22 protein-coding genes are annotated in these 22,318 nt (G+C 69.7%); 13 read left to right on the plus strand and 9 right to left on the minus strand.

The genetic code is table 11. The features are described 5' to 3' along the window. Positions 1-12 precede the first annotated feature (12 nt). From DMH01_RS27125 to DMH01_RS27150, 7 genes are all read left to right on the plus strand, one after another. Positions 13-1,605, plus strand: coding sequence for a DNA polymerase Y family protein (locus tag DMH01_RS27125; protein WP_125680401.1), 1,593 nt, complete (start codon positions 13-15; stop codon positions 1,603-1,605). Between the two features lie 2 nt (positions 1,606-1,607). Further along, entirely contained in the window at positions 1,608-1,760 is a 153-nt protein-coding gene (locus DMH01_RS43090; RefSeq protein ID WP_167373507.1) for a hypothetical protein, read from the plus strand. A 3-nt stretch (positions 1,761-1,763) separates the two neighbouring features. Next, a complete protein-coding gene (locus DMH01_RS27130; RefSeq protein WP_125680044.1) occupies positions 1,764-5,120 on the plus strand; it encodes an error-prone DNA polymerase in 3,357 nt (1,118 codons plus the stop codon). A 106-nt stretch (positions 5,121-5,226) separates the two neighbouring features. Then, positions 5,227-5,736: a hemerythrin domain-containing protein gene (locus DMH01_RS27135; RefSeq protein WP_125680045.1), complete on the plus strand. Its 510-nt coding sequence runs from the start codon at positions 5,227-5,229 to the stop codon at positions 5,734-5,736. A gap of 67 nt (positions 5,737-5,803) precedes the next feature. Then, on the plus strand, positions 5,804-6,286 hold the full coding sequence (locus tag DMH01_RS27140) for a VOC family protein (RefSeq protein ID WP_125680046.1): 483 nt from the start codon (positions 5,804-5,806) through the stop codon (positions 6,284-6,286). Between the two features lie 139 nt (positions 6,287-6,425). After that, complete coding sequence (locus tag DMH01_RS27145) at positions 6,426-7,493, plus strand: reverse transcriptase family protein (protein ID WP_233621681.1); 1,068 nt, start codon at positions 6,426-6,428, stop codon at positions 7,491-7,493. A gap of 22 nt (positions 7,494-7,515) precedes the next feature. Continuing rightward, positions 7,516-8,103, plus strand: coding sequence for a pentapeptide repeat-containing protein (locus DMH01_RS27150; protein WP_125680047.1), 588 nt, complete (start codon positions 7,516-7,518; stop codon positions 8,101-8,103). Positions 8,104-8,172: 69 nt separating this feature from the next. Here the strand turns inward: DMH01_RS27150 and DMH01_RS27155 are convergent, their stop codons facing one another. Next, positions 8,173-10,851, minus strand: coding sequence for a glycohydrolase toxin TNT-related protein (locus tag DMH01_RS27155; protein ID WP_370323556.1), 2,679 nt, complete (start codon positions 10,849-10,851; stop codon positions 8,173-8,175). Positions 10,852-10,968: 117 nt separating this feature from the next. Between DMH01_RS27155 and DMH01_RS27160 the strand changes: the two genes are divergently transcribed. Further along, the gene (locus DMH01_RS27160; RefSeq protein WP_034304513.1) at positions 10,969-11,268 is read left to right on the plus strand and encodes a DUF3017 domain-containing protein; all 300 of its coding nucleotides are present in this window, start codon (positions 10,969-10,971) and stop codon (positions 11,266-11,268) included. A 65-nt stretch (positions 11,269-11,333) separates the two neighbouring features. Here DMH01_RS27160 and DMH01_RS27165 read toward each other — a convergent pair whose 3' ends face one another. Together DMH01_RS27165 and DMH01_RS27170 are read right to left on the minus strand one after the other, a co-directional pair. Further along, a complete protein-coding gene (locus tag DMH01_RS27165) occupies positions 11,334-12,506 on the minus strand; it encodes an MFS transporter (protein ID WP_125680048.1) in 1,173 nt (390 codons plus the stop codon). A 185-nt stretch (positions 12,507-12,691) separates the two neighbouring features. After that, positions 12,692-13,006 (minus strand): helix-turn-helix transcriptional regulator, encoded by a 315-nt coding sequence (locus DMH01_RS27170; protein ID WP_125680049.1) that lies wholly within the window; start codon positions 13,004-13,006, stop codon positions 12,692-12,694. A gap of 177 nt (positions 13,007-13,183) precedes the next feature. Here DMH01_RS27170 and DMH01_RS27175 point away from each other — a divergent pair, with 177 nt between their 5' ends. Beyond that, the gene (locus DMH01_RS27175) at positions 13,184-14,353 is read left to right on the plus strand and encodes an MFS transporter (protein ID WP_125680050.1); all 1,170 of its coding nucleotides are present in this window, start codon (positions 13,184-13,186) and stop codon (positions 14,351-14,353) included. Positions 14,354-14,356: 3 nt separating this feature from the next. On the opposite strand, the gene DMH01_RS27180 is transcribed toward DMH01_RS27175, so the two are convergent. Beyond that, positions 14,357-14,545: a DUF1918 domain-containing protein gene (locus DMH01_RS27180; RefSeq protein ID WP_125680051.1), complete on the minus strand. Its 189-nt coding sequence runs from the start codon at positions 14,543-14,545 to the stop codon at positions 14,357-14,359. Between the two features lie 105 nt (positions 14,546-14,650). Here DMH01_RS27180 and DMH01_RS27185 point away from each other — a divergent pair, with 105 nt between their 5' ends. From DMH01_RS27185 to DMH01_RS27200, 4 genes are read left to right on the plus strand one after another with little or no spacing between them, the layout of a single operon-like run. Then, positions 14,651-15,169: a TrmH family RNA methyltransferase gene (locus DMH01_RS27185; RefSeq protein ID WP_233621682.1), complete on the plus strand. Its 519-nt coding sequence runs from the start codon at positions 14,651-14,653 to the stop codon at positions 15,167-15,169. Positions 15,170-15,191: 22 nt separating this feature from the next. Further along, positions 15,192-15,836, plus strand: coding sequence for a spermidine synthase (locus DMH01_RS27190; protein ID WP_125680052.1), 645 nt, complete (start codon positions 15,192-15,194; stop codon positions 15,834-15,836). An 8-nt stretch (positions 15,837-15,844) separates the two neighbouring features. Then, positions 15,845-16,399, plus strand: a complete 555-nt coding sequence (locus tag DMH01_RS27195) for a hypothetical protein (RefSeq protein ID WP_233621683.1) — start codon at positions 15,845-15,847, stop codon at positions 16,397-16,399. 7 nt (positions 16,400-16,406) lie between these two features. Continuing rightward, positions 16,407-16,973 (plus strand): GNAT family N-acetyltransferase, encoded by a 567-nt coding sequence (locus tag DMH01_RS27200; RefSeq protein WP_125680054.1) that lies wholly within the window; start codon positions 16,407-16,409, stop codon positions 16,971-16,973. On the opposite strand, the gene DMH01_RS27205 is transcribed toward DMH01_RS27200, so the two are convergent. The 5 genes from DMH01_RS27205 to DMH01_RS27225 are packed head-to-tail and all read right to left on the minus strand — an operon-like array spanning position 16,974 to position 22,315. After that, positions 16,974-17,462 (minus strand): quercetin 2,3-dioxygenase, encoded by a 489-nt coding sequence (locus tag DMH01_RS27205; protein ID WP_125680055.1) that lies wholly within the window; start codon positions 17,460-17,462, stop codon positions 16,974-16,976. A gap of 9 nt (positions 17,463-17,471) precedes the next feature. Beyond that, positions 17,472-18,020: a VOC family protein gene (locus tag DMH01_RS27210; RefSeq protein ID WP_125680056.1), complete on the minus strand. Its 549-nt coding sequence runs from the start codon at positions 18,018-18,020 to the stop codon at positions 17,472-17,474. Beyond that, positions 18,017-19,531: an iron-containing alcohol dehydrogenase gene (locus tag DMH01_RS27215; protein ID WP_233621684.1), complete on the minus strand. Its 1,515-nt coding sequence runs from the start codon at positions 19,529-19,531 to the stop codon at positions 18,017-18,019. Before DMH01_RS27215 ends, DMH01_RS27210 begins: the two co-directional genes overlap by 4 nt. 2 nt (positions 19,532-19,533) lie before the next feature. Continuing rightward, complete coding sequence (locus DMH01_RS27220; protein ID WP_125680058.1) at positions 19,534-20,769, minus strand: DegT/DnrJ/EryC1/StrS aminotransferase family protein; 1,236 nt, start codon at positions 20,767-20,769, stop codon at positions 19,534-19,536. Further along, on the minus strand, positions 20,738-22,315 hold the full coding sequence (locus tag DMH01_RS27225; RefSeq protein ID WP_125680059.1) for a GMC oxidoreductase: 1,578 nt from the start codon (positions 22,313-22,315) through the stop codon (positions 20,738-20,740). The genes DMH01_RS27220 and DMH01_RS27225 overlap by 32 nt, the downstream gene beginning before the upstream one ends. Positions 22,316-22,318: the final 3 nt, after the last annotated feature.

Consider the following 22,318-nt stretch of genomic DNA (forward strand, 5'->3'; position numbering starts at 1 on the left):
CCGCCTGTACGCATGCTGGTGCTGTGGTGCCCGGACTGGCCGGCGGTCGCCGCCGCGGCCGTCGCGGGCGAACCCGTCGGCCGTCCCGCCGCGGTCTTCTCGGCGAACCGTGTGGTGGCGTGCACCGCGGTGGCCAGGGGATACGGCGTCCGCCGCGGGATGCGGCGGCGCGAGGCCCAGTCCTGCTGCCCGGATCTGGCGGTCTTCGGCGAGGACGACGGTCGTGACGCCCGGCTCTTCGAGTCCGTCGCACGGGCCGTGGAGGAGCTGGCCGTCGGTGTCGAGGTGGTCCGCCCGGGGATCGTCGCCGTCCCGGTCGACGGCGCGGCCGGTTACTTCGGCGGTGAGCACGGCCTTCTCGAAAGGCTCGTGGACGAGGTGTCCGTGGCGGCGGGAGTGGAAAGTCAGGTCGGCGTCGCCGACGGACTGTTCGCCGCGACGCTCGCCGCCCGCCGGTCGACGCTGGTCGAACCCGGTGGCACGGCGGAATTCCTGGCCCCCTTGCCCATCCGCGAGCTCGATCAGCCCGAGGCGGGCCGCGCCGAGCTGGTCACCTTGCTCAAACAGCTCGGCCTGCACACGTTGGGCGCCTTCGCGGCCCTCGACGAAAGTGACGTCTCCGGGCGTTTCGGGGCGGAGGGTGTGCTCGCGCACCGGCTGGCACGAGGGCGGTCCGAACGCCCGCCGTCGCGTCGGCGGCCGCCACCGGAACTCTCCCTGGCGAAGGCGTTCGACCCGCCGATCGACCGGGTGGACGCCGCCGCGTTCGTGGCGAAAGGGCTCGGCGAACGCTTCCACGCCGGGCTCGCCGCGCACGGGCTGGCCTGCACCCGGCTCGGCATCTACGCCACCACCGAGACCGGCGAGCAGCTCGGCCGGGTGTGGCGCTGTGCCGAACCGCTGACTCCGCTCGGTGTCGCGGACAGGGTGCGCTGGCAGTTCGAAGGCTGGCTGAAGGCCCGGGACCGCCCCAACTCCGGAGTCGTGCGGTTGCGGCTGGAGCCGGAGGAGACGGTCGAAGGGCGGTCGCTGCAGCTCGGGTTGTGGCAGGCGGGCGCGACGGGTGTGCTGCGTCCGTCCACAGAGGACGAAGGGCTGTCCGGTGAGCGGGCAGGCCGCGCCCTGGTACGGGTGCAGGGGTTGCTCGGTCCGGAGAGCGTCTTCACCGCGGTGCTCGACGGCGGTCGCGCTCCCGCCGAGCGGGTCCGGCTGGTGCCGTGGGGTGACAGGCGGGAGAAGTCGGCGCAGGCGGACGCGAACTGGGCGGGCCGGCTCCCGTCGCCCTCCCCGGCGACGGTGTTCGCCCGGCCGGTGCCCGCTCAGGTGCTGGACGAGAACGGGCGCGTCGTGGAGATCACCGCGCGGCGCCGGGTCACCGCCGCTCCGTTCCTCGTGAGTTTCGAGGGCGGTGAGCCGCGCGAGGTCATCGCCTGGGCCGGGCCGTGGTTCGTCGGTGTCCGGGCCGGGGCGGGGCATGCCCGGTCGGGGACCCGGATGCGGTTGCAGGTGTTGCTGGCCGACGGGCAGGACGCCGAAGAAGCGGTGCTGCTCCGCTTCGAACACCACAAGAATCCGATGTGGACACTGGAAGGGAAGTACGACTGACCATGGACGAGGAGTACACGCGGCTGGTCCGACGCTGGCTGGAGGAACCGGCCATCCCGGTACAGCGTGCCGAGTTGGACACCGCATGGGCGGCGTGCGTCCCGCGCGCGGAAGTGTTCGTCCCCGCGCCGAGAAGTTCGACCGAGAACCGGTGACCCATGGGCTGGAACAACCCTCCGCGGCCGTGGAAGGACCTCGCCCGCGAACTCGCGGGCGAGGTGCCGCCCGGCGACGGCGGTGACAGCCCCGCCTGGAGTGCCAAGCGGCAGGGCTATCAGCCGCCCGCGGATCTGACCGGGCTGATCGGTGAAGACGACGGCGCCACCGCGCACCGGGTGCCGTACGCCGAACTGCACTGCCATTCGAACTTCAGCTTCCTCGACGGGGCGAGCCATCCCGAGGAACTGGTGGAGGAGGCGGCGCGGCTGGGCCTGGACGCGATCGCGCTCACCGATCACGACGGCATGTACGGCGTGGTGCGCTTCGCCGAAGCGGCGAGGGAGCTGGGCGTGCACACCGTCTTCGGCACGGAGCTCAGTTTCGGTCTTTCCGGGCCGCAGAACGGCTTCGCTGATCCTGAGGGTGAGCATCTGCTCCTGCTGGCGAAGCAACAGGACGGATACCTGAGCCTGAACCGGGCGATCACCGCCGGGCAGCTGTACGGCTTCGACAGGCAGTCGTTGTCCCCCAAGGAAAGGGCGGAGAAGGGCAGGCCGGTCTACGACCTGCGCGCGGTCGCCGAAGAGGTGCGCGGGAAATGCGTCGTGCTCACCGGGTGCCGCAAGGGCGCGGTGCGCAAGGCGCTCGTCACCGAGGGCCCCGCGGCGGCCGTCGTGAGGTTGAAGGAACTCATCGACTGCTTCGGCCGGGAGAACGTGTACGTCGAGCTCATCGACCACAGCCTTCCCTTGGACAGCACGCACAACGACCTGCTGAGCGAGATGGCCGACGAGTTCGGGCTCCCGACGGTCGCGACCACGGCCGCGCACTACGCCCGGCCGGAGCGGGCCCCGCTCGCCGACGCGCTCAGCGCCATCCGCGCCCGGCGAGGCCTGGAGGACATGGAGGGCTGGCTGCCCGCCGCGGGGACGGCGTTCCTGCGGTCGGGGGAGGAGATGGCCGAAATCTTCGCGCGGTACCCGGGCGCGGTGCAGCGGGCGGCGCTGCTCGGCAGGGAGTGCGCGTTCGAACTCCATCACCTGAAGCCGGAACTGCCGCCGTTCGATGTGCCGAAGGAGCACGCCACCGAAGCGTCCTACTTGCGGTACCTCACCAAGAAAGGCGCGGAGGAGCACGAAAAGAACAAGGACGAGGAGTACCGCGAAAAAGCCCGCAAGCTGATCGACCACGAACTGGACATCATCGAGGAACTGGGCTTCCCCGGCTACTTCCTGATCGTCTGGGACATCGTGAACTTCTGCCGGGAGAACAAGATCCTCTGCCAGGGCCGGGGATCGGCGGCGAACTCGGCGGTCTGTTACGCGCTCGGCATCACCAAGGTCGACGCCGTGCGTTACGGCCTGCTCTTCGAACGGTTCCTGGCCCCGGATCGCGACGGCTACCCGGACATCGACCTCGACATCGAATCCGACCGCCGTGAAGAGGCGATCCAGTACGTCTACGAGAAATACGGGCGGCTGAACACCGCGCAGGTGGCGAACGTGATCACCTACCGGGCGCGATCCGCGGTCCGGGACGCGGCGCGGGCGCTGGGGTACACGCCCGGCCAGCAGGACGCGTGGAGCAAGCAGATCGACCGCTGGGGAGCGTTGCGTGCCACGGAGAAGGACCACGATCACGACATCCCGGAAGAGGTCGTGGAACTCGCCTGCGCGCTCGAAGACTTCCCGCGGCATCTGGGTATCCATTCCGGTGGGATGGTGATCTGCAAGCAGCCGGTGAGCGAGGTGGTGCCGATCGAATGGGCCCGCATGGAGAATCGCAGTGTCGTGCAGTGGGAGAAGGACGACTGCGCCGCCGCGGGACTGGTCAAATTCGATCTGCTCGGCCTCGGAATGTTGTCGGCCCTGCACTATATGATCGACCTTGTCCGTGACCACAAAGGGGAAGAGGTCGACATCTCCGAATTGGATCTCAAGGATCAGAACATCTACGAGATGCTCTGCCGTGCCGACGCGATCGGTGTCTTCCAGGTGGAGAGCCGTGCGCAGTTGGCCACACTACCTCGCTTGCGTCCCAAGACGTTCTACGATCTGGCGGTCGAGGTCGCGCTCATCCGCCCCGGCCCGATCCAGGGTGGTTCGGTGCATCCCTACATCCGGCGCAAGAACGGCCAGGAGAAATGGGATTTCGACCATCCGAAACTGGCCAACGCGCTGGGAAAGACCCTCGGTGTCCCGTTGTTCCAGGAACAGATGATGCAGATCGCCCTCGACATCGCGGATTTCACCCCGGCGGAGGCGGATCAGTTGCGTCACGCCATGGGGGCGAAACGTTCCGAGCAGAAAATGGAGCGGCTCAAGCGACGATTCCTCGAAGGCGCCGCGAAGAACGACATCGAGGATGAGCTCGCCGAGAGGATCTTCGGCAAGCTCAAGGCGTTCGCGAATTTCGGCTTCCCGGAGAGTCACGCGCTGAGTTTCGCGCTGCTGGTGTTCGCGAGCGCGTACTTCAAGTACTACCACCCGGACGCGTTCCTGGCGGGTCTGCTGCGCGCGCAGCCGATGGGGTTCTACTCGCCGCAGTCGCTGGTGGCCGACGCGCGGCGGCACGGGGTACGGGTGCTCGGCCCGGACATCAACGCGAGTCTTCCGCACGCGACGCTGGAACCCTTGCCGGAAGGGGGAGAACTGCTCGCCGTGCGGGGCGGGCTGTCCACCGTGCGGATGATCGGCGAGAACCTGGCGAAGAAGATCGTCGAGGAGCGGGAACGCGACGGCCCGTTCGCGGATCTGTCCGAGGTCGCCCGGCGGGTGCGGCTGACCAAACCGCAGGTCGAGGCGCTGGCCGCGGCCGGTGCCTTCGGTTGTTTCGGCGAGAGCAGGCGAAGCGCGCTCTGGGCGGCGGGCGCGGTCGCCGACGAAAGCCCGGAGAAACTGCCGGGACTCGTCACCGGGGCCAAGGCGCCGATGTTGCCGGGCATGGACGAAATCGACATCGCGGCCGCGGACGTCTGGGCCACCGGGGTGTCGCCGGACAGTTTCCCGACCCAGTTCGTCCGGGACCACCTCGACGAGCTCGGCGTCGTCACGGCGGCGGGCCTGCGCGAAATCCCGCACGGCGCGCAGGTGCTGACCGGCGGCGCGGTGACCCATCGCCAGCGGCCGGCGACCGCGGGCGGGGTCACCTTCATGAACCTCGAAGACGAGACGGGGATGATCAACATCATCTGCACGATGGGGGTGTGGCAGCGCTATCACCGGGTCGCCCGCGGCAGTCCCGCGCTGCTGGTCCGGGGTGTGGTCGAGCGCACCGGCGAGGTGGTGAACGTCCTCGCCGAACAGATCCGGCACCTGCCGCTGCGGATCACCGCCAAGTCCCGTGACTTCCGCTGAACCCTCTTGACGATCATCGGGAGGTCGTGCTGAAGTTGTTCCAGCGTCGCAGTGCGCCCGGCAAGGAGACCGTCGCGGGCATGGAGGCGCCGGACCATGGGAAATCATGGAAACCCCTTCTCGAACGGACGGCCGGTTGACGGCGTTCGGAAATCAACTCGTTCAGGTTCACAACTGGTTGCGTAAAGAGCTGGCCTTGCTGCACGACGACCTCGGGTCGGTCGCGGAGGGGCGTGCCGAGCGGCTGCGCGACCTCCGGGCGCATTGCCTCACCTTCTGCTCGGCGCTCACGAGGCATCACACCGGCGAGGACGGTGGTGCTTTCCTTGTGCTGGCGGACAAATTCCCCGAATTGCGGCCGTCACTCGAAGAGCTCGCGCACGACCACGGGGTGATGACCGGGATCATCGAACGGCTCGAAGAGCTGGTCGCCGGTGTCGGCCCAGGGTCGAGTCGGGACGACATCCTTGACGTCCAACGGGAACTGGATGGCCTCACCGCGATCATGGAGACGCACTTCCGCTACGAGGAGAAGCGGATCGTCGAGGTGCTCAACTCGCTGGACATGCCGGAGTGGCAGAAATCGAAGCCGTCTTTCCTGCTGAAATCCCATTAGGACACGATCTGTCCTATACGGGCTCTAGCGTTCTTCTCATCGCACACGACGACCGAGGAGAACTCCGATGAGCAACCCGATCCCCGACGGCTACCACACGGTCACCCCGTGGATCATCTCGCGCGACACCGCGGGCGTGATCGACTTCTTGAAGCGGGTCTTCGACGCGGAGCCGATCGGTGAACCGGTGTACGTCGAAGGCGGGAAGATCGGGCACGCCGAGGTCCGGATCGGCGACTCGGTCGTCATGCTGTTCGACTCGCGTGACGACTGGGTCGACACCCCGGCGTATCTGCGGCTCTACGTCGAGGACAGCGTGGAGACGCAGCGCCGGGCGATCGAGGCGGGCGCCGAAGAAGTGACGAGGCAGACCGAACTCTTCTTCGGCGACCGCGTCGGCCGGGTCCGCGACCCGTTCGGCAACCTGTGGTGGATCCAGACCCGGCTCGTCGACCTCGACCATCCGGAGATGGAGCGCCGGATGAACGACCCGAAGTTCATCGAGGCCATGCGCTACGTCTCCGGCACGGAGATCATTCCCAGTCGCTGAAGTCGGTAGGGTGGCGACAGCGACGCGGAGGTGAGCCGGTGGATCGCCACCCACTCCGGGGCAACCCCGGGGAGTACGAAGACAGCGAGACAAGGCGCCCCGCGCGAGGGCGGCATGCTTCGCGTGCGAGTCCGCGCGGATGACAGGAGAAAGAGTCACCTCCGCGTCGCTCCTCGAACCCCTGCCGGTCTGGCGATTCCAGGTGGCCCGTTGGGCGACCTTCGACGAGTGCGCCGCCGCCCTCGACTTGACGCCTGGCGAACTCTCGTGGTTCGCCGACGCGAGGGGCTGGAACAGGCGTGCGGCCGATCCGGTCCGGCACTACACCTACCGCTGGATCCCGACCGCTTCGGGCGGCGTGCGGCTCATCGAGCGGCCGAAGCCGCGGATCGCCGAACTGCAACGCCGGATCGCGCGGCACGTCGTCGAGGCGCTGCCGGTGCACGAGGCCGCGCACGGGTTCCGGCGCGGACGGTCGCCGATGTCGTGCGCGGCCCCGCACGCCGGCCGGGAAACCGTGGTCAGGATGGATCTCGAAGGGTTCTTCCCGGCGGTGTCCGCGCGCCGGATCTCGGCGCTGCTCGCGCTCGCGGGGTATCCGCCCGTCGTGGCGGAAGCGCTGGCGGGGGTGCTCACCACGGCCGTTCCGCCGGACGTCCTCGCCACCGTGCCCGGGGGACGGCGGGATCCGGCGCGCGTGCGGCTGCTGCACAATCTGGCGGCCACGCATCTTCCGCAGGGGGCGCCGTCCTCGCCCGCGGTCGCGAACGCGGTCACGCACCAGCTGGACCGCCGGCTCGACGGTCTCGCCCGCGCACTGGGCGCGGTCTACACACGGTACGCCGACGATCTGGCGTTCTCCGGGGATTCCCTGCCACTGCACCGGTTGCTGCCCGGCGTCCGGCGGATCGTGACCGACGAGGGCTTCCGGCTCCGGGACGACAAGACGTCGATCGCCGCCGCGCACCAGCGGCAACGGGTCGCGGGCCTGGTGGTCAACAGCGCGCCCGCCGCGACGCGTGCCGACTACGACGCCCTGCGGGCGCTGCTGCACAACTGCGTCCGCACCGGCCCGGAGGAGCAGAACCGGGCCGGTCATCCGGACTTCCGCGCTCATCTGCTCGGCCGGATCGGCTGGATCGCCGCGTCCTCGCGGGCACGGTCGGTGAAGCTGCGCTCGATGTTCGACAGGATCACCTGGACCTGAACGGGTATGCGATCCTGGACGGGTGATCGAGACCGCGGAGGACTACCGAGAAGCCGTTCTTTCCCAGCAATGGTGGGAAAAACGCAGTTTCGTCGGCTGTGATTTCACCGAAGCCGACCTGCGCGGGCTGCGTACCCAGGGCTGCACCTTCGACCAGTGCGACTTCACCAAGGTCGATTTCGAAGGATCGCGCCACGAGGCGTCCGCGTTCCGCTCGTGCACGTTCGACCGCAGTGTGCTGGCGAGCACGCGATGGAGCTCCTGCTCGATGCTCGGATCGTCCTTTGTGGACTGCCGGTTTCAGAAGGTCGCCTTCACCGAGTGCGATCTCTCGCTGGTCTCGCTCAGCAAGGCGCGATTGTCCAAAGTGGATCTCGGCGGCCTGCGGCTGCGTGAGGCGAACCTGCTCGAAGCGGACCTGACCGGCGCCGACCTGCGCGGTGCGGACCTCACCGGCGCCCGGCTGGCGGGCGCGAAGCTCGAAGGCGCGGACCTGCGCGGCGCGCGGCTCGACGCCAACGGCCTGGTTCAGGCGAACCTCTCCGGTGTCCACGTGGACACCGAGACCGCGATCGCCTACGCCGCCGCGCACGGCCTCGTCATCCACTGACCCCACATGCAATGAAGGGGCCTTTCATCGCAAAATTTGCGATGAAAGGCCCCTTCATTGCAGAACGGACTAGTCGATCGGCGGTTCGCCCGGGTCCAGTTCGATGAGGTCGCCCTCGGCGAGCAACTCCTCGATGGACGCCGGCAGCAGGTACGCGGACCCGCCGCCGGGCTGGTTGAACCACGGGATCGCGACACCGGCGAGGGCTTCGAGCGGACGCTGCACGCGGTACACGTGGTACGGCCGGTTCACCCACTCCGGCACGAGCGAGCGCTCCTCGAACGGCGTTCCGGCCGCGTAGGTCAAGTTGCCGTTCGGGCCGCCGAAGCGGTCCAGCTCACTGCCCGCGGGCAGCTCACGCAGCTCCTTGCCGCGGAACAGCGTCAGCGGCGGCTCGCCGTTGAGCGGCGAGATCGGCCAGTTCTGCTTGGCGTCGGGCGCCCCGGCCGCGCTCGCCGCGGCAGGCGGACGGGCCGGTTCCTCGCGCCGCATCGGCGGCGGCGGAGGAGGCGTCACCGGCGGCTCGCGCCGCGGCGGCGCGGGCGGCGGGCTCGCCAGCACCGGATTCGGCCGCGCCGGGGGCGCGGGCGGAACCGGCGCGGGGGCGGGCTCGTCGTCCAAATCGTCCCCGAGCAGCTCTTCGGCCGTCGTGAACGCGGTCTGCTCCTGTGCCGGGATCGACTCCCGCGGAGGCACCGGATGCGAACCGGTCGCGATCTCGGGGGACAGCGTCGCCAGCACGGGCGGCGCCGGAGCGGGCTCCTCGACAGGTTCCTCGGCGACGGCGGGCTGGTCCGAGGGAGGCGGAGCGCCGTTCGGGTTCAGCAGGACCTTGCCGAGCATGAACGCGGCCGCGTCCTCGGCGTCGCCGAACACCGCCGGATTGGTCAGCTTCCCGTCGTACCAGCCGACCCGCCAGCCGCCACCGTCGACCGGCTCGACGCTCCAGCCGTGCTCGGCGGGCGAGCCGATGCGGTAGACGTCGCCGGGCACGTCGAGTTCGTCGAACTTCGCCTGCAACTCGTTCAGCACCGGCTCGGGGTGCTCGGCGCGTCGCTGCGGCTTTTCTTCACGTCGGGGCGCGGGCTCCGGCTGGGGCACGGGGGCGGTAGCAAAGGTCCCCCGCTCCTGCGGCGGGGCGTCGACCTGCGTGACCTCGGTGTCCGACGGCGGGGGAGCCACGTTCGGCTCCTCGTCGTGCGTGAGAAGAGGCAGCTCGGGGCCGGCGTCGGCCTGCTCGACCGGCGTGTAGCCGGTGGTCGTCTCCTCTTCCGGGGGCGCGTACGGCTGGTCTTCTTCCTGCCGGGCGTACGCGTCCTGCTCTACCTCGACCGGCGGCTGCTCGTAGGCGTCGGCCTGCGGGACCCGCGCGTACGTGGTGGCCTCCGGGTCGGACCGAGGCGCCGGCTCGGGTTCGGTGCCTTGGCGCTCCTCGTCGGTGAAGACGTCCTGTTCGGACTCGTGGAACCGCGCCTCGTCGTGCGCGTACGGGTCTTCGTAACCGGCTTCGTACTGCTGCTCGGCGGCGGCTTCGTGGAAGTCCTGCGCCTGGTAGTCCTGGGTGTCGTAGTCGTCTTCGTACCGCTGGGCCTGCTCGGCCTGGTCCGGGACGCCCGGCTCGGCGGAGGGGACGGCCGCCGCCGCGGCGACCGGTGCGGCGGCCGCGGCCGCCATCGCGGCCTGGTCCGGACCCTGCTGGTGCGGCGGCTGGGCGGGAGCCTGGTTCGGGCCGGGGCCCGAGGGGCCACCGGGCCCGGCCTGCTGGGGCGGCATCGGGCTGTTCTGCGGCGGCCCCTGCGGAGGCGGGCCCGCGGGCGAGCCGTTGTTGGGCCCACCAGGCCCGCCGGGGCCACCCGGGCCGTTGGGACGCTGCTGCGGAGGCTGATTCCCCCGGGTGAGGTACCCCGCCGCGGCCTGCAGCGTCGGGCCGTCGACCTCGGGCAGCGTGAAGTCGTTCTGCCGGACGTGCTCGATCAGGTCGAGCTCCGGCGAGACGCCGTACTGGCGCAGGTAGAAGTTCACGGCGGCGGGCCAGATCCACTGCCCGTCACTGTGGAAGGCGACCGGGACGGTGGCCTCGGGGGTCTGCGCGAGCCGGTCGATGTCGTAGCCGCGTTCGGTGACCACCAGCGGCGCGTGGTCGAGGTATTCGAGCAGCCTGTCCTGCTCCTCGATCTCCAGGTCGGGCCGGTTGATCACCGGACGCCCGGCCGGGCCGATGGTGTCGAAGATGCGGGCGATGCGGAAATGCGGTCCCGGCTGCTCGGGGCCAAGGCCGGACATGCGCCGGATCAGCCATTCGGGGACGTTCTCCTCGGAGCGGGGGAACATGCGCAGTTCGTCGGAGAGCGCCTGCGGAGGCGGCGCGAGGCGCCACTGCGGCTCGTCGCGGTTGTATTCGAGGTTGTAGCTGGACGGGTGGTCGAGCTGGTAACGCGCGTTGAACCAGGTGCCGCGGCCGTCGCGATACATCCCGGCACGGAGCCTGCCGAACAGCGTCGCGATGTCGTGCGTCGCGACCCATTCGTGCGAGGTGCCGTCCTCGGTGATGATCTCGCCGGTCATCTCGTGGTACCTGCCGACGGCGCGGTACTCGGCGGTCACCTTCCGCCAATCACGCGGAGCGGCCCGCAGCAGGGCGAGGCCGATCTGTTTGACCAGGGTGTCCTGCTCGGTCGCGTTCAACTGAGTCGTCGGTTGTGCCACGGTCACATTTTGACCGTATCCGCGCTCGTGTGCACCCCGCATGTGGGTTTTGCCGCTATTGACTGTCCGGAAGACGCCCTGACCTGGTGCCGGGTCACTCACCCGGGATACTGACGGAGTGAACCGAATCGCCTGCGCGACCCTGAAGGACGAGGACTGATGGCGGTGGCCGGACAGCGGCGTGACCGTGGGGCACTGCTCCATCACCTGCCGTTCCTGCTGGTGATGCTGGTGGTGGCGGTCGCCGCCCTGCGGATCGGCCAGTACCACTGGCGGCAGGGGGCCGCGCTGATCGGCGGCGCGTTGCTGCTCGCCGGCCTGCTCCGGGCGGTACTGCCCGAGGCGAAGGCCGGGCTGCTGGCGATCCGGGGCAAACCGGTCGACGTCCTGACCTACGGCGCGCTTTCCGTCTTGATCCTGTTCATCGCCTTCACGATCACCGGCGGGCCCCTGTCCTGATGCGCGTGAAGGCCCCCTTCCCTCGACTGAGCCGAGGGAAGGGGGCCTTCACGCGCATTGAGAGCTCAGGAAGCCATGGCGGGGGCGAGCCGGGCTTCGCGGCGGTCCAGGCCGCCGGACACCACGGCCAGCGAGAGCCCCAGCACGGCCAGTGACGCGCCGACCCAGTTGGGCGCGACCAGGCCGAGCCCGCCGGCGATCACCAGGCCGCCCAGGTAGGCGCCGATGGAGTTCGCGATGTTGAACGCCGACTGCACGGCGGCGGACACCAGCGACGGCGTCCCGCCCGCCTTCTCCATGATCCTGGCCTGCATCATCGGGCCGATCATGAAGCCGGCGAGGCCGACGAAGAAGATCGTCACCGCCGCGCCGACCTTGCCGTTCGCGGTGAAGGTGAAGATCGCCAGCACCGAAGCGAGCCCGATCAGCGAGACGTAGAGGCTCGGCATCAGCGCCTTGTCGGCGAGCCTGCCGCCGAGGTAGTTGCCGATCGTCATGCCGACCCCGGCCAGGGAGAGCAGCAGCGTGACATGGGACGGCGAGTAGCCGGTGACGTCGGTCAGCATCGGCGCGATGTAGGACAGGCAGGCGAACACACCGCCGAGGCCGAAGGTGACGATGGCGAGCGCGAGCCACACCTGCGGGCGGCGGAAGGCGCCGAGCTCGCCGCGCAGCGACGGCTCGACCGGTTTGCCCTGGTGGGGGACCAGTTTCGCGATCGCGGCCATGGCGAGCAGGCCGATCACGGCGACGACGCCGAAGGTCGCGCGCCAGCCGACCTTCTGGCCGAGCAGCGTCCCGAGCGGCACGCCGACGACGTTGGCCAGGGTCAGGCCCATGAACATCATCGAGACGGCCTTCGCGCGTTCGCCCGGCTTGGCCAGGCTGGACGCGACGACGGCGCCGGCGCCGAAGAACGCGCCGTGTGGCAGGCCGGCGAGGAAGCGGAAGGCGACGCCGAACTCCTGGTTCGGCGAGAGCGCGAAGAGGGCGTTGCCGAGCGTGAACAGCCCCATCATCGCCAGCAGCATCGTCTTGCGCGGCAGGCGGACGGCGGCGGCGGTGAGCAGCGGGGCGCCGACCACGACGCCCAGGGCGTAGCCGGAGATGAGGTAACCGGCGGACGGGATCGACACGCCGAAGTCCGCGGCGGCTTCGGGCAGCACGCCCATCATGACGAATTCGGTGGTCCCGATGCCGAAGGCACCGATGGCGAGCGCGAGCAGCGCGACGGGCACGGCTCTCCTTCCGGGGGTCGTACGGGAAGTAAACGATTACTCGCCCAGCGTCGCGGATGGGGAGCTGAATCGATTTAGGTCTCGGATACAAAAGAAGACAGCGCGTGCGGCCCCGCTGTCCTGCGTCCAGTTCAACCGATCGAGGGGGCCTTTGTCATCCCGGTTTCAGGTGAGGCTGGCCACCCTCAGCGGCGGGCGGCGAGCACACCTTGGAGCAGGCCGGGGAAGAGTTCGTCGAGATCCTTGCGGCGCAACGAGTTGTAGCGGGCGGTGCCCTGCTGGCGGCCCATGATGACGCCCGCTTCGCGCAGCGTGCGCAGGTGATGGGTGAGTGTGGACTTGGTCACGGCGACGTCGAATCCGCTGCACGAGATCTCGGTTCCGGACTGGGCCAGCTGGCGGACCATGTCGAGCCGGACCGGGTCCGCGAGCGCGGCGAGGACCGCCTCGATCCGGATCTCGTCCTGATCGGGATAGACGTACTGCTGCGTCGCGGCCATCCGTCCATAGTACGACGCCCCTCGAACTTCCGGCCAAGTCGTAGTACGGTCTCCATCGAACTACGACAACCATCGAACAATGACCCCCATGTCGCCTTTAGCGGGCTAAACGCGATCCGGCGCCGACCTGCGTTTCGCGGGCTAATCGCGATCTGTGGGGTCTGGAGCTGGGGAGTCATGACTTTCGCACCACCCAGGACCGCGGTGCTGGCGCTCGGTACCTTCGCGGTCGGCACCAGCGGCTACGTCGTCGCCGGGCTGCTGCCCGCGCTGAGCGGCGAGCTCGCGATCTCCGAGACGGCCGCCGCCCAGCTGGTCACCGCCTTCGCCATCGCGTACGCGGTCGGCTCACCGCTGTTCGCCGCCGTCACCGGCCGCTGGGAGCGGCGCACGCTCCTGGTCGCCGCCCTCGTCGTCACCGCCATCGGCAACGCCCTCGCCGCCCTCGCGCCCGGCTACGTGACCCTGCTCCTCGCCCGGGTCGTCACCGCGATCGGCGCGGCGGTCTTCACCCCGGCCGCGAGCGCCGTCGCCGCCGAACTCACCTCGCCGGAACGCCGGGGCCGCGCGGTCGCGCTCGTCTTCGGCGGGCTGACCGTCGCGACGATCCTGGGCGTCCCGCTCGGCAGCGTCCTGTCGCAGAGCGTCGGCTACCAGGCTGTCTTCGCGCTCGTCGCGGCCTTCTCGCTCCTCGGCGCCTTCGCGGTCCGGCTGGTCCTGCCGGCCGTCCCGGCGCCGCCCCCGGTCCGGCTGGCCGAACGGTTCACCGTCGCCAAGGATCCGCGCGTACTCGCCATGCTCGGCGCGACCGTGCTCGGCTGCCTCGCCGCGTTCTCCGTTTACACCTTCATCTCGCCGGTCCTGTCCGCCACCGCGGGCGTCCACGGCACGACGGTCAGCCTGCTGCTGTTCGTCTACGGCGCGGGCGGCGCACTCGGCAACGTCCTCGGCGGCCGCGCGACCGACCGCTGGGGCGCCAGGGGGCCGCTGCTGGTCGTGTTCGGCGGGATCACCGTGGTGCTGGCGCTGCTGCCGCTGGTGGCGACCACCGTCGCGGGCGCGGCCGTCGTCCTCTTCCTGTGGGGCCTGGCCACCTGGTCGGTCAACCCGCCGATCCAGCACCGGCTGATCGAGCTGTCCAAGCAGAACGCCGGGCTCGTCCTCTCGCTCAACGCGTCCGCGATCTACCTCGGCGTCGGCCTCTCCGGCCTGCTCGGGGGAGCGGTGCTGAGCGGCGGCGGGCCGCTCCTGCTGCCCGAGATCGCGGCGGTGCTGACCGCGCTCGGCGCGGCCGTGGTCGTGGCGGGCTGGCGGAACCGCGTGCCGCGGCCCGCGCTGGCCGAGTGACGTCTACTCGGCGCGAGTCTGGACTTCGCAGTCGGGGCCCGGGAACACCAGCCCTTCGTGTCCGTCCGCGAACCGGACGAGATACGGCGGGGCACCGTGTTCGCCGCGTACCTCGAGGATCTCACCGTGCTGTTCGGCCGACCCGACCGTGCGCCCGTGCACGTGGATCTCGTCTCCGACGGTCGCCTGCATGAGAAATCACCTCCGACGCCTTCAAGGTTAGGAGCGTCGGGGTGATTCTCGCTACAGTGTCCTCATGATCCTCGAAATCCTTGGAGGCGCGACGCCTCACGTCCGGTGAGCCCGTCGATCCGGGTCCGCACGCCTTCGGAGCTGCGTGCGGCCAGAAGAAGGAAAGCCCACTCCTGCTGGGGACATCTCGTCGCCGCGCCGCTGTGGCCACTGCACGGGGCGAATCTCGGCACCCTTCTGCGAACCTGTGACGCGGTGGGTGCCTGTCTCGCCGTGCCGCGGTTTCCGTGGGTGCCCGAGGCGCTGCGCCGGGGGAACACGTTGCGGCGTCCGGCTTGTGTGCACTGGGTGCACGACCCGCCGGGCTGGCTGAAGCGGGAAAAAGCGGCGGGGACGGCGATCGTCGGTGTCGAACTCGCCGACGAGGCCGTGCGTCTCGCCGACCTTCCCGCCGCGCGGGGGCGGACGATCGCCGTACTCGGCCATGAGCAGCAGGGCATTCCGCCGGAAGCGCTCGACCTTCTCGACACGGTCGTCGAAATCCCCATGGTGGGTACGGGCGCGAGTCTCAACGTCGCCGTCGCCGGCAGCCTCGTCCTGTACAAATTGGCGGGACTGCTGTGACCGTCGCCGATAAGCTGCCCCGATGACCGACGTACTCGACAAAGTCGCCGGGAAAAGCGGCGAACTGGTGCTCCGCCGGGCCGGGGCCGATTTCGAGGTCATCGCCAACGGCGTCTTCCTGATGGACACCCGGAACGGTGAATCCGAACGGTTGCTCGTGTCGGTGGCGGCGGACCTGGTGCCGGGCAAGGCCCGCATGCTGATCGGCGGCCTCGGCGTCGGCTATTCACTGCGCGCCGCGCTGGACCACCCCGGGGTCGGCGAGGTCGTGGTCGTCGAGCGTGAGCCCGCCGTGATCGGCTGGAACCGTGAGGGCCCGCTCAAGGACGTCCACGACGACGCCCTGTCCGACGAACGGGTCACCGTCGTCGAGGCCGATCTGGTGAAGTGGCTGCGCCGGACGGAAGAACGGTTCGACGCGCTGTGCCTCGACATCGACAACGGTCCTGAGTGGACGGTCACCGACGGGAACGCGAAGCTGTACCGGGACGAAGGCCTCGACATGCTCGCCGCGCGGCTGCGGCCCGGCGGAGTGCTCGGGGTGTGGAGCGCCGAGTCGGTGCCGTCGTTCGCGAAGCGGCTCCGGGCCCGTTTCGGTGAGGTGCGGGAGCTGAAGATCCCGGTGCCGCAGGGAGAACCGGACGTGCTGTGGTTCGCGCGGGTGTAGCGGACGCCGTGCGGGTCAACGCTCGCTGGTGCGACACGGTGTGCCGGACGGGCACGTTCACCGCCCGCGTCTGGAAGTCGGCGAGCCGGACACCACCGTTGTACCCCGACGCGATGACCCTGACGCCGGACGCGACGGCCGAAGAAGTCCTGGACGGGATCGACACCTCGCCGGGCTGTGCGGTCAAGGACAGCTTCGGCTGCCTGGACCTTTCCCGGGCGGGGTTCGAGGTGCTCTTCGAGGCCACCTGGATCACCCGTACGGTCCGGATGCCGCTCGAACCGGGCTGGGCCCGGGTCGACGACCGGTCCGGCGACCCTTCCGTCGCCCTGTGGTCGAACGGGGTCGCCGGAGTGACGGCCAACCGGGACGGCGGCTTCGCCGGACTGTCCAATTTGTACACTCAGGGTGACCTGGACGAGGCCTGGCGCGGCGCGACCTCGGCCGTCGCGGCGAGCTTTCCTGGCTTGCCGATCACCGGCTACGAGCACGGCGAGGATCTCGACGCCGCTCTTCGCAACGGCTACACGGCCCTGGGGCCGCTGCGGGTCTGGCTGAAATGATCGCCGCATGGAGATCACGACCTGGCACCTCGAGCAGACCTCACCGGACGACCTGAGCGCGGCGAAACCGCCGTCCGTCCCGGTGACGATCACCCGCGCCGAGCTGGTCAGTCCCGAACTGAACCGCTACCTCTACACCGCCGTCGGCGGCGACTGGTTCTGGATCGACCGGCTCGGCTGGACGTGGGCGCAGTGGGTCGAGTGGCTGGACAGGCCGGGCGTCGAGACCTGGGTGGCCTATACGCAGGGAACACCGTGCGGCTACTTCGAACTCGACGGCACTGCCGATGGTGAAGTCGAGCTCGCGTACTTCGGCCTGATGTCGTCCTTCGTCGGCAAGGGCGTCGGCGGGCACCTGCTGACCGTCGCGCTGCGAGAGGCGTGGACGCTCGCAGCGCGCTGGCCGGGCAAGACGACGACACGCCGCGTCACGGTCCACACCTGCACCACGGACGGCCCGGCCGCGCTCAAGAACTACCAGGCCCGCGGGTTCCGGCTGTTCCGCACCGAGGTCGAGCAGGCCGAACTGCCCGCCGAGACGCCGGGACCGTGGCCGGGAGCCGGGAAGAAGTAGCTACCGGCCGGCCTCCCGCTCGGTCTTCGGTCCCTCCCAGCCGTGGCGGACGGCGATCTCCGCCGCCCGTTCGTATTCCGCCGGCCCCCACTTCGGGACCGGCATACCCGGCACGGCCGGATCCCCCGCCTCCTGGAAGAACTTCTCGAACCCGGCGGGGGTGTAGACGAAGATCGTGTGCGCGACGTGGGCGCTGATGTTCTTGAAGCAGTGCGGGATGCCGCGGGGGACGAGCACGAAATCCCCCGCCTTGCCGAGGAACTCCTCGTCGCCGACGGTGAAACTCAGCTGGCCGGACAGGACGTAGAACGCCTCGTCCTCCTGCGTGTGGACGTGCAGCGGCGGACCGCTGCCCGGCAGGATCGAGGACTCCAGGACGGACATGGCGCCGTTGGTGCTCTCGGCGCTCGCCTTCACGGTGTAGACGTTGCCGTCGAACCAGGTCGTCGGCCCGTGGCCGGCGGGGACGAGCGCGGATGGTTCGGTCATGCTGCTCCCTTAGTGGTTGGCCCAGGGCCGGTCGGACTGGTACGGGCGCGCGGCGGTCTCCCGTTCGAACGGCGCGCCCGCGGGGATGTTGATCAGCTCCAGCTGCATCCCCCACGGCGACAGGAAGTACACCCATCGATCGCCCGCGATCGGCCCGTCGGTGATCGTCTCCGGGTCGCCGAGGACCCGGACACCCGGCTGGGCACGCAGATAGGCCGCGGCGGCGTCGACGTCCGTGACGTGGATCGCCAGATGGTGACCGCCCCAGTCGCTGTTGCGGGGAAGCTCGCGGCGCTGATCCGGCGCCGTGTATTCGAAGAGCTCCAGGTTGGTCACCGGCCCCAGCCGGAGCATGGCGACCCTGGCGACCGCCGCGGCGTCCACGGCGAGTTTGCGGGTCATCCAGTCGCCCTCCCGGTCCTGCACCGGGCCCTCGGTGTAGATCAGTTCCGCGCCGACGACCTCGACGAAGAACTCGATCGCCTGCTCCAGATCCGGGACGGTGTAGGCGACATGGTGCACCGCCCTGGCCCCGGGGATGCCCCGCTGCCGGGTCACGCCACGCCTCCGGGCACTTCGATCATCAGCCAGCTCAGGTGGTCCGTGCCCTGGTTCGCGAAACGGTGCACCGCGCCGGCCCGGGTGGCGATCAGGTCGCCGGGGCGCAAGTCGTGCGGCACCTCGTCGATCCGCAGTTCGCCTTCGCCCGCCAGCACGAAACAGAACTTGTCCGTCCCGGTCCGCGTGTCCTCCTCCCGGAGGGCGCCGGGTGGCAGCGAAGCCCAGTGGATGGCCCGCCAGGTGCTGCTCAGCCCGCCCCGGTCGATCAGCCGGTTCCCGCCGGCACCGGACCGGCCGCCGACGTCGGTGACGATCACCTCGTCCGCTTTCGTCTCCTGCAGCGTACGAAGGATCTCCGCCGCACGGGCGAGTTCTGCGGCGGTGAGGTCGTTGAGGAAGCAGGCCGCACCGATCCCGACCGGGATCGGCATGCGTTGCAGCCCGTCCCGGTGCCGGACCGTCTCCCGCAGCGCGTGTTCCAGCAGTTCGGCTTCCATCAACGGATGCCAGACGGGCAGGCGCAGCCGCCGCATGAGCCGGAAGATCCGCTCACGGTCCACTGTGGACACCAGGCCGCGGCCCTCGGCGAGCACCGTGGTCAGCGCCATGTCGATGGTCACGGCCTCGCCGTGGAGCAACGCGGGGAGCGCCCGCATCTCCAGCGTGGGACTGAACGAGTGACCGTAGTCGACCACCCGCTCCAGCTGCTTCTCCCACAGGTTCGGCTGCAACTCCTCCAGCATGCCGCCCACCGCCCGGCTGAACACCTCACTGGCGACGAGGTCGCCGGTCTGGGTCTGCCCGGTGAGCCGCTCGGCGAGGAGCAGCTCGGCGTGGTCCTCCAGCAGCTGGAACAGCCGCACGTCCTTGATCAGCGCGATCTTGAGGATCTCCGCGAGGCCGTTGCTGATGTGCCGACCGTCCACTGTGGCCAGGAAATCGCGGTCCAGCAACGCCACCGTCGGCGCGAAGTACGAGCCGAGCCGGTTCTTGTGGCTGCCGTGGTTCACCCCGGTCTTGATGCCGACTCCGGCGTCGACCAGCCCGATCAGCGAAGTGGGGACCCGGACGTACGGGGTCCCGCGCCGGTACAGGCTGCCGACCAAGCCGACGATGTCGAGCACGACGCCGCCGCCGATGGCGATGATCGGTTCGTTCCGGCGGGAGATCCCGAACGAGTCGAGCGCGTTCACCACGGTGAACACCGACTCCATCGTCTTGGTCTCCTCGGAGACGGGCAGGACGCAGAGGCTGTATTCGACGTTGTGGTGTTCCAGGTACTTGCGCACGTTGTCGCCGTAGATGGCGTAGACCTCGGCGTCGACCACGACGAACCGCCGGAGCCGTTCGGCGCGGACGAGGGTGCCCGCGTCCAGCAGCGCCGGGTTGGACGGGTCGAGTACGCCGGTGGTCAGCTGGACTTCGTAGTCGACGGGGAGCTGCGCTTCGACCCGCCAGTGGTGGGCGGGGAAACCCGTCTCCACCAGTTTCGATTCGACCGGTTGCATGTTCACGTCCTCGCGACCACTTCGTTGACGGCTGACTTCACTGCGGCGGCGACGGCCGCGATCTCGTCGGACGACGAGAGCGGGGTGATGCCGAATCCGGCGCCGAGATAGGCGTCGACCACGCCGACCGAAAGCGTGATCGACCGGCCGAGGATGTCGTCGGTACGGGGCAGCATGTGCGGCTCGTACCGCGCCTCGGTGGGATGGGCCGGGCACCCGAAGGGATGTTCCGACGCGGTGGGCATGCGGCGGCTGATCAGCTGCGGCATGTTCCCGTAGTAGTGACGGCCCGAGTCGATGAGCGTGGACGTGCCGAGCTTGGCCGCCACCGCCCGCGCCACCTCGACGGTCTCGAACCGCAGGACGAAGAAGGAGTGGCATTCGCCATCCGGATCGTTGAGCCGCCTGCGTTCGACGCCGGGCAGCTCACCGATCGCCTCGGACAGCGCGGTCTTCTGCTTGCGCAGCGTTTCCAGGATGAGGTCGATCTTGCGCAGCTGACCGAGCGCGACGGCGCCGCTCAGTTCGTGCATCCGCAGGTTCAGCCCGAACAGCGAGTCGGCGTCGGCGATGCCGTGGCGCATCGGTTTGAACCCGTGGTCGTGGAAGGCGAACGCGCGTTCGTAGACGGCGTCGTCCGCGACCGTGAGAAGCCCGCCGTCACCGCTGGTGATGATTTTGAACAGGTTGAGGGAGAAGGCGCCGGCGTCGCCGATGGTGCCGAGGGCACGGCCCCGGTACCGGCCGCCGGTGGCCTGTGCGGCGTCCTCGATCAGGAACAGGCCGTGGTCGTCCGCGATCCGCCGCAGTTCGTCCAGCGCGGCGGGCGCCCCCAGCATGTGCACCGCGAGGATGGCCTTGGTCGCGGGGGTGATCCGGCGCGCCACGTCCTCGGGGTCGAGGGTCAGCGACTCGTCGATCTCGGCGAGCACCGGGACCGCGCCGCGGTGGACGATGGCGGCGATGGACGCGATGAACGTGTAGCCGGGGACGATCACCTCGTCGCCAGGGCCGACGCCCAAGGCCGCGAGCGCGGTGAGCAGCGCGGAGGTGCAGCTGTTCACCGCCAGGCAGTGGGCGGCGCCGGTGCGCTGCTCGAATTCGCGTTCGAGCGTGAACACCATGGACGGCTCGGCGGTCTCGTCGAACCGGTACCTGTTCAGCTGCCAGGTGTCCAGCGCGCGTTCGACCAACGCCTTCTCTTCATCACCGAGGAACAAGTAGCCGGGGCCGCTCATCTGCGCGCCTTTCCGCCGAGAATGGATGTTCGGAGCCGAGAATTCCGCGCGCCGCCCGCAGGGCCATCGCGACGCTGGTCAGTGTCGGGTTGCTCGCGTTGGGGGTCGGGATGAGGCCGTTTCCGCCGAGATAGAGGTTGTCGACGCCCCAGACCTGCGAACCGGGGTCGACCACGCTGGTGTCCGCGTCGGTGCCCATCCGGGTGGTTCCCGCGATGTGCAACGGAAGGGTGGGAACGATGAAGCGTGGTTCCGACCCTGGCAGGTACGGCCCGAGCGCGGCCGCGGCCCGCCGCAGGTCCGCCATCATCCGATGCTGCCGTGCACGATCCCGGTCGCCGAGCGAGAAGTCGAAGCCCGGTCGTGGCAGGCCGAAGACGTCCTGTTCGGTGTCGGAGAACCGCACCCGGTTCTCCGGGCGCGGGTCGACGAGCCCGAACCAGCGCAGGTCGACCACCAGCCTGCCGTCGATTTCCCGGTTCGGCACCAGATCGGCGTAGGGCAGGTCGCGGTGGATCTGGCAGTGCCACGGGCGGTCCGGCGACACCGGGATCCAGACGTTCGGGTCGGCGTCGTCCACCGGGATGGGCAACGGGTCGGCGGGATGGCGCGCCCGGTGGGCGGCGACCCGCTCGGCGAAGCGCTCGTCGGCCGCCACACGAGCGACGAGGTCGTCGCGGAGCACGACCTGGCAGAAGGCGACCGGCTGTTCGGTGAGGTAGCGGCCGAGCGCCGGCGGACGGATTCCGGAGGCGTACAACAACTGCGGGGTGAGCACGGCGCCGCAGGCGAGGACGTACGTGTTCGCCGTGACCCGCAGCGTCCGCCAGTCGCGATGGTCCTCGATCTCGGCGTACTCGATCCGCCCGCCGTCCGCCGATGGCACGAGACGGCGGCACAGATGCTGTTCGCGCAGCACGAAATCGTCCCTGCCACCCTCCGCGAGCGGGCCGAGAACGGTGTCCGTTCCGGTCCACCGCACGAGCCGGGGGTTGTCGGCGCGCCGTCGCGCCGCCATCGGCAGATGCCGCACCCCGTAGCCGTCGGGCAGTTCCCGGTATTCCGCGGCGAGCGCGTCCAGGACGACCTGATGCGAGACCGCGTCCGCGGTCAGGTCGGTTCCGGTGCCGAGCAGTGCTTCGGCGTCGCCGTAGAGCCGGTCCCACTCGGCGGCGGTGAAGGCGTCGGACCGCTCGACGGAGGGATGGTGCCGGGGGGTCACGCCGGTCCAATGGGTGGCCATCCCGCCGACCGCGTAGGTGGCGACGCCCGCGTCCAGGCTGATCAACCGGTCCGGCTCGGCAGGTTCGGCGGCCGGAACCGACAGCGGGTGCAGATGCCCGCCGACCAAACCGCCGAAGCGTTCGTGACTGTGCTGGTAGGCGAAGTGGTTCTTCAGGTGCTCGCCCGGACGGCTGGAGAGCTGCGGTCCGGCGTCCACCATCAGGACACTGCGTCCGCCTTCGACGAGCGTCCGCGCGAAGGTCGCGCCCACCGGCCCGGAACCGACGACGAGAACGTCGACCTCGATTCGCTGGTGACTCATAGG

The organism is Amycolatopsis sp. WAC 04182, assembly GCF_003947465.1.
In the GTDB taxonomy this organism is placed as follows: Bacteria; Actinomycetota; Actinomycetes; order Mycobacteriales; family Pseudonocardiaceae; genus Amycolatopsis.